Genomic DNA, 6,620 nt, shown 5'->3' with positions numbered 1-6,620 from the left:
TGCATGTTACTGTGGCACAGCTCCTTTTCCTTACGAGTCAGGGACAAGTCTTAAACTGAAAACTAAAGTCGATCAGCATGCTGACAAGCATATGAAAACTTTGCTTGATCTTTCTGCAAAAACCGCTATTCAACATGATAAAGAACTAAGAGATTATTATTTAAAACGATTAGAAAAGGGGAAATCAAAAATGAGTACCATTAACATCGTTCGAAATAAGATCTTATATAGAATGTTCGCTGTGATTAAACGTCAAACACCATTTGTTGAGAGCTACTTAGAAACTTTTTTGGCAGTTTGTAAACCTTAGAATACAGGGAGGCACAGAGCGGCACAGGGTTTTCATACAATGGATTAAAAAGAAGAAGTTAAGGGGTTGACAAGTTAACAAGGTGAGTGAACATGCATTAAACTTATCAACCTATCAACACCTATACTTCCATAAACATATACTAGCGCTTCACGGTTACCCTTAAAAAATTGGCGGGGATAGACAAGGTACCGTTGCCGCTTTTGTTCTCTTTTATGAATAATGTCTCCAGTTCCTGTTGCAATGCTTCGGCCTTTCCATTTTTTTCTGCGGCTTCAAAGGCGTTCATAGTAGGACCATAATACTTTCTGAAATTGCTGAGAAATTCTGAGGGTGAATAATCTGCAGTGAATGTAAAAGTCTCTCTTGCGAAGCTTATATTTTCTTTTGGAATCCCCACACTGGCAAAGCGCTTTACTACCTCTGCTTCTACTCCCCATAGCATTGGGCTTACAAAGCCTTCAGGTGGAGGTGGCGTATAGGCTGAGCTGATCTTTAATATTTGTGCTACCAGTGTTGGATCGCCAGGTATCCAATTACCCATTACAATGCGACCACCCTTACGTGTCACCCTCACCAGTTCTTTAACTACATCTAAGGGACGAGGTGCAAACATGGCCCCGAAAATACTCATCACCAAATCGAAGCTGGCATCCTTCAGCCCGTTCAGTTCCATTACATCACCTTCTGAAATTTTACAACGATCAGCAACACCTTCTTTTTTTGCTCTTGCATTACCAGCTTCAACCAGGTTGTGGGCAATGTCAACACCTGTAACATTTGCCCCCAGTTTTGCCGCTGGTATGGCAGTGTCGCCATCGCCGCAAGCTACGTCCAGAACATCCATTCCTGGTGTAATACCGATTTTGGCTACAAGGGCGGATGAACTTTCACGCATAGTATCTGCTATTTTAGTGAAGTCCCCTTTTTCCCATAATGCTTTATTAGGATTCATGTTGAGTGTATTTAAATATTAATAATAAATGTGTAGGTTTTGTACTTCACAAAAGTATTAGCTCATAAAAAATATGGCTTTGCTATAAAGTCCGGATATTTTGCTCACAGGTTCAGGAAGCCGCAGTGTTTTTAGCAACCTGGGGTGAAAAACCGAAACGCTGTTTAAAGCAGCGGCTGAAATGAGAGATGTTTTCAAAGCCAGTTTCAAAGGCTGCTTCAGATACGGATTTGCCATTGTTGCTTAACAAGGCCAGTGATTGCTGTAATCTTTTTTCCAGCAGCCACTTGCCTGGTGTGCTGTTAAACTGTTTTTGAAAGTCGCGTTTAAAGGCCGATAAACTCCTGTTGCACAGAGCAGCGTATTGCTCCAGCTTAAGGTTAAAACAATAGTTGTCCTGCATTATCCTTTCCAGTGCCACAGACTGTGGTTCGTTCATCAGCGAGCAGAAATAAGAAAGTGCTTCAACATTATCGCGGTTTTCGGCAATGTTTAAGATCAGTTCCCTGAATTTTAATTCCAGCAATGATCTATCAGGTGCTGTTGTGCCGGAAAAATAGGCATACATGGAAATGAAGAAAGACTTGAGTGTTTCCGTGGACCTGATGGAAATAACCGGTTCATATTGCCGGCCAGTTTTGGCAATTGGCACCGACCGGCTTTTAAGCGTGTCACAGATGAATTGGTCCGGTATAAAAAACAACACCAGGCAAAAGCCAATATCAAAGAATTGCTCCAGGATACAGGCTCCCTTTCTTACCAGTACACAACTGCCTTCGCTTATTTCGTAGGAACCATGTGCTGTATGCCACACTTTCTTTCCCTCCAACACATAAAAGATATAGTTCTCATGACTCCATAAGCCTGCAAATTTGGTCTTCATTAAGCGGGCTTCCGGCGGACAGTTAAAAATGGTAATCAAAGATTCGCCACAGCTAAACTGTTTACTATACTCGGGATAGCATAATACACGTTCCTTAAAATTAACCATAGCACCTTTTGTTACTCATTAAAAATTATACATGTCTGAATGTCCTGGCATTTAATTATGGTACTGTTTTAGCTGATTTCCTGATTAATAATGAGCTATCTATTGCCTTTAAGCATCAGGAATATTAGGTTCTACCAGGTTAGCCAGCTTTTCCAGGGACTCCTGCCAGCCCAGGTAACACATTTCTACCGGAATGGCAGCAGGAATGCCCTCCTGCACAATTTTTATTTCAGTGCCTACTGACACTTTCTGTAGCCATACAGAGGTCACCATTTCACCCGGCAGGTTGGGATCGTCGAATTGATCTGTGTATTTTAAAAATTCATTGGGCCTTATCTCAAGGTATTTACCTCCGAAAGAATGGGCATTGCCTGTAGAGAAATTTTGAAAGGACATTCTATATATTCCGCCAACCGTTGGGTCCATTTCATGTACTGTACAAAGGAAGCCATAGGGAGGCAACCAGGCGGCCATTGCAACGGGTTCAGTAAATGCACGAAAGACTTTTTCAGGATTAGCTTTAAGTACCCTGTGTAAGGAAACACTATTATTAGCCATAAACTGGAATTTTGGTTTCGATGGTATTGACTGCAGTTCACCTACTCTCTATGAAGATACAAGAGAACCGGGATTCTTCAGATTTGAAAATTGATGAGGAGGTACTCTGATGGGAGAAGAATTTTACCACAAAGAATTTTAGCACAAAGGGGCAGGTATTTTGACTTTTGGTTCATTCCTTCAGCAGTATTATAATTACAGAACCGATCATCATTATTGCCGCGCCAAGAAGCTTCTTACCAATATGTTTTTCTTTAAAAATGCGGTGACCGAGAAACACACTGATAAGAGTGGATAGCTGGAACAATGCAAGGGCATATCCAACCGGCATATGGTCAAAGACATAGAGCGTAGTCAACTGCATAGTGCCAATACAAAGGATGAGTAAAATAAAAGGGGTGAAATCCCTGGTAATAGCAGGAGGCCGTGCCCCTGTGATTTGTTTCCTGGTTATTGTCCATAATATGAAAGACAATGCAGCACCCAGCAAGCACCAACTGAGAAAAGAGGTGAATACATCAGATGCAATGATCACCTTTTTGATCAGGACAGCTTCTATGGCAGTAAGCAGCATAGCCCATAAACGGAATTGTATTTCCTTCTTTCCCAGCAGCGCCCAGGAAAATCTTTCCTCTGTAGTGTCCAAAACAAAATAACTGCCGGCAATGATCAGCACTGTTCCTGCAATACCCCAGGCATTCGGCATCTCGGCAAGAAGAAAGATGCCAACGATGATGCCCACAACAGATTTATAAGCATTGATGGGACCCAGCACCGACAGGTCACCTTTTTGCAGCGCCATCACCAGGAAACCATTACCCATTGAACCCACAATAGCACCCAGTACAGCAAAGATCCAGAACTGCGCAGGCAATTCTGACCAGTGAACACGGAAAGCCAATGGAATACAAAGAATGGCCAGCCCCAGGTAGGTAAAGAAATTTACTGACAGCGGATGGTGTCCCTTCGCGGTAAGGGTTTTCTGAAATACATTGGCTACAGGATTGGAAAGAACCCTGAGTAAGACAGCTATTGAAGTAAGCAATACTATTGACAAACGATTATGCCGGTTTTATGGTTGGAAGTTACATGCGTATAGTAAAAGGATGATGGCATGTATTGTGAATTGATCACCATCCACAATGAAAAACCAACCACTGTAATGTTTTCCCAATCTGAATCAAATAACAACCGACCATTAGAGTGATTGCAAAATATTGGTTGCTTTTCGTCCTAACGAACAAGAAACAATAAACAAGAAACAGTAGTTTCTAGTCCAGGAAGATATCCTTCATCAGTTTTCCTCCCGGAACAACTGAGTATTTCCTCAGGTCTGTTATTCCTTGCTCCTGCAATACCTGTTCATCGATAAAATAATTGCCTGTACATTCCGCTGATGGACTGGAAAGAATATAATAGGCAGCATCCGCTACGATCTCCGGCTTGCGACTCATTTGCATCACCATATCACCACCTAAAAGATTCTGCACGGCAGCAGTGGCAATGGTGGTCTGTGGCCAGAGGGCATTGGCAGCAATGTGTTGGTCTTTTAATTCCTCTGCCAGCCCTACAACGATCATACTCATGCCATACTTGCTCAACGTATAGGCAAGGTGCTGTCCCAGCCATTTAGGATTGAGGTTGAGTGGCGGCGACAAATTCAGTATATGTGCGTTGGTAGATTTCTTTAAATGGGGGATGCAGGCCCGGCTCATAAAGAAAGTGCCCCGCACCTGTATCCCCTGCATCAGGTCGAAGCGCTTGGGTTCTGTGGCTTCCGTTGGGGTAAGGCTGATGGCGCTGGCATTGTTCACCAGGATATCTATACCGTCAAATTGATTCACTACCTCTTCTACCGCCCTTTCTATTTGATCTTCAAAACGGATGTCACAGGCCAGTGGCAATACCTTTACGCCAAGGGCTTCTATTTCTTTTGCGGCCGTGTAAATGGTGCCTTCCAGCTTTGGATGTGGCTCTGTGGTCTTGGCGGCAATGGCTATGTTGGCGCCTTCACGGGCAAGCCTCAGCGCAATAGCCTTACCAATACCACGGCTGCCACCGGTGATCAGTACTGTCTTTCCTTTCAGCGATATCCTTTCTTTTCCTGTTGTAGATGCCATGCTATCAATTTCTTTGAAGCTATCAAAATATCAGTTACAAACAAAAGCCCCTTTGCAGGGGCCTTATCATTAATAAGCCGGAAGTGCAGGCTTCGTCTTCATAATATCATCTATTCTTTGCATTACTTCAGGTGTCAGCTTAGGCAATACTTCCAAAGCCTTCAGGTTTTCCAGAAGCTGCTCCTTTTTGGTTGCTCCCAGGATGGCTGTGGTCACATTGGGGTTTTTGATGCACCAGGCAATGGACATGGTGGACATAGGTGTGCCCAGGTCTTTTGCTACGGCTTCCAGTTGGCGCACACTGGCCAGCTTCTCGTCTATCATCAACTGGTCTTTCAGCCAGTCGAATCCTTCCAGTGCGAGGCGGCTGCCTTCAGGAATACCATTGTTGTATTTACCGGTAAGTAAACCTGAGGCCAGGGGACTCCAGATGGTAGTGCCCATACCTACGGAGTTAAAGATGCCAAGGAATTCATTTTCCAGCTTGTTCCTTTCAAGCAGGTTGTATTGAGGCTGCTCCACGGAAGGTGGAATCAAACCATATTGTGCAGCCGCCCTGTGGGCTTCCATGATCTCCACCCCACTCCATTCGCTGGTGCCCCAGTAAAGTATCTTACCCTGCTGAATCAGGAGGTCCATGGTCCATACCACTTCTTCAATCGGTACATTTTTATCCGGGCGGTGACAGAAATAAATATCGAGATATTCTGCCTGTAAACGTTGCAAAGCTTCATGGCAGGCTTCCACCAGGTGTTTGCGGCTAAGACCTGCCTGGTTAGGTTTGTTATCCTTACCCCTCCAGCCAAAGAAAGCTTTGCTGCTCAGGACATAGGAGGTACGGTCCCAATTCTTTTTCTTTAATACACGCCCCATCAGCTTCTCGCTTTCGCCAAGCGCATACACTTCGGCGTTGTCAAAGAAGTTGACGCCTGAATCATACGCGATGCCCATGAGTTCATCGGCAATGGAATCGTCAATCTGCTTGTGGAAGGTCACCCAACTGCCATATGATAAAACACTGAGCTGCAATCCTGTTTTTCCCATTCTTCTGTATTCCATAATGTATCTTTTAAGTGCGTAAAGGTAGGATGCGGGATTGAACCACGGCTTCAGAACGGCACGGAAGAGCACGGCGAAGAGAATATCGAACAACAGAACAAGGAATGATGAAGTGGCTTAGGTCTGAGTGGCTTAAATATAGTAACCTTATTAAGGCATGTAGAAATGCTCAATGAGCAACGCACAATGCTCAATTTTCAAGTGAGAAAAGAACTAAGATTGGAAGGATTATATAGGATTATTGAGGAGGATAAGTGTCAGTTTTCTCAAAATCCTGGACCGCGAGTATGCTCATCCAAGTGTGTCAATTTATAATTTCTTAAATTGATATTGCCATGGAAGAAAAGAAGTTTGATTTTGAAGCTTTTGTTCACCAGGCTGGTGAGCAGCTTCGTTCAGGAAAGCCTTTTACCGGATCAGATGGAGTATTTACCCCGCTTTTAAAGCACATTTTAGAAGCTTCGTTGGAAGGGAAACTGGACGCTCACCTAAGTGAAACACGCAAAACAGAAAAGAACCGGCGTAATGGCCACGCACAAAAAAATATTCAAAGCTCGTTAGGCGGCTTTGATATTTTTTCGCCCCGCGACCGTAATTCCACCTTCGAGCCTCAAATGATAGGCAAAA

At 43.7% G+C, this 6,620-nt stretch carries 8 protein-coding genes; 2 read left to right on the top strand and 6 right to left on the bottom strand.

Translation table 11 applies throughout. The annotated features are described in order from the left end of the window. Positions 1 to 310, top strand: a 310-nt coding sequence (locus BUA53_RS20610; RefSeq protein ID WP_139256540.1) for a transposase, incomplete at its 5' end; no start/stop codon positions are given. A gap of 142 nt (positions 311 to 452) precedes the next feature. Here BUA53_RS20610 and BUA53_RS20605 read toward each other — a convergent pair. The 6 genes from BUA53_RS20605 to BUA53_RS20580 all read right to left on the bottom strand — a co-directional run bounded on the left by BUA53_RS20605 (position 453) and on the right by BUA53_RS20580 (position 5,993). Beyond that, on the bottom strand, positions 453 to 1,265 hold the full coding sequence (locus BUA53_RS20605) for a class I SAM-dependent methyltransferase (RefSeq protein WP_072837284.1): 813 nt from the start codon (positions 1,263 to 1,265) through the stop codon (positions 453 to 455). A gap of 112 nt (positions 1,266 to 1,377) precedes the next feature. Then, positions 1,378 to 2,148: a helix-turn-helix domain-containing protein gene (locus BUA53_RS20600; RefSeq protein WP_175546134.1), complete on the bottom strand. Its 771-nt coding sequence runs from the start codon at positions 2,146 to 2,148 to the stop codon at positions 1,378 to 1,380. A 216-nt stretch (positions 2,149 to 2,364) separates the two neighbouring features. Further along, the gene (locus tag BUA53_RS20595) at positions 2,365 to 2,814 is read right to left on the bottom strand and encodes an SRPBCC family protein (RefSeq protein ID WP_072837282.1); all 450 of its coding nucleotides are present in this window, start codon (positions 2,812 to 2,814) and stop codon (positions 2,365 to 2,367) included. Positions 2,815 to 2,986: 172 nt separating this feature from the next. Beyond that, positions 2,987 to 3,871, bottom strand: coding sequence for a DMT family transporter (locus BUA53_RS20590; protein WP_084080318.1), 885 nt, complete (start codon positions 3,869 to 3,871; stop codon positions 2,987 to 2,989). A 214-nt stretch (positions 3,872 to 4,085) separates the two neighbouring features. Continuing rightward, positions 4,086 to 4,934: an SDR family oxidoreductase gene (locus BUA53_RS20585; RefSeq protein WP_072837281.1), complete on the bottom strand. Its 849-nt coding sequence runs from the start codon at positions 4,932 to 4,934 to the stop codon at positions 4,086 to 4,088. Between the two features lie 69 nt (positions 4,935 to 5,003). Next, positions 5,004 to 5,993 (bottom strand): potassium channel beta subunit family protein, encoded by a 990-nt coding sequence (locus tag BUA53_RS20580; protein WP_072837280.1) that lies wholly within the window; start codon positions 5,991 to 5,993, stop codon positions 5,004 to 5,006. 335 nt (positions 5,994 to 6,328) lie between these two features. On the opposite strand from BUA53_RS20580, the gene BUA53_RS20575 reads away from it, so the two are divergent. Continuing rightward, the coding region (locus BUA53_RS20575) for a transposase (protein ID WP_175546133.1) at positions 6,329 to 6,620 on the top strand (292 nt) is incomplete at its 3' end.

This window comes from Flavisolibacter ginsengisoli DSM 18119 (genome assembly GCF_900129295.1).
GTDB lineage: Bacteria > Bacteroidota > Bacteroidia > Chitinophagales > Chitinophagaceae > Flavisolibacter > Flavisolibacter ginsengisoli.
Note: the sequence above shows the minus strand (reverse complement) of the source record. Positions and strands in the feature narration are given on the sequence as shown.

Coding starts and splice junctions, on each gene's coding strand:
- BUA53_RS20605 (WP_072837284.1), bottom strand. CDS start 1,265: ATGAATCCTAATAAAGCATTATGGGAAAAAGGGGACTTCACTAAAATA.
- BUA53_RS20600 (WP_175546134.1), bottom strand. CDS start 2,148: ATGAAGACCAAATTTGCAGGCTTATGGAGTCATGAGAACTATATCTTT.
- BUA53_RS20595 (WP_072837282.1), bottom strand. CDS start 2,814: ATGGCTAATAATAGTGTTTCCTTACACAGGGTACTTAAAGCTAATCCT.
- BUA53_RS20585 (WP_072837281.1), bottom strand. CDS start 4,934: ATGGCATCTACAACAGGAAAAGAAAGGATATCGCTGAAAGGAAAGACA.
- BUA53_RS20580 (WP_072837280.1), bottom strand. CDS start 5,993: ATGGAATACAGAAGAATGGGAAAAACAGGATTGCAGCTCAGTGTTTTA.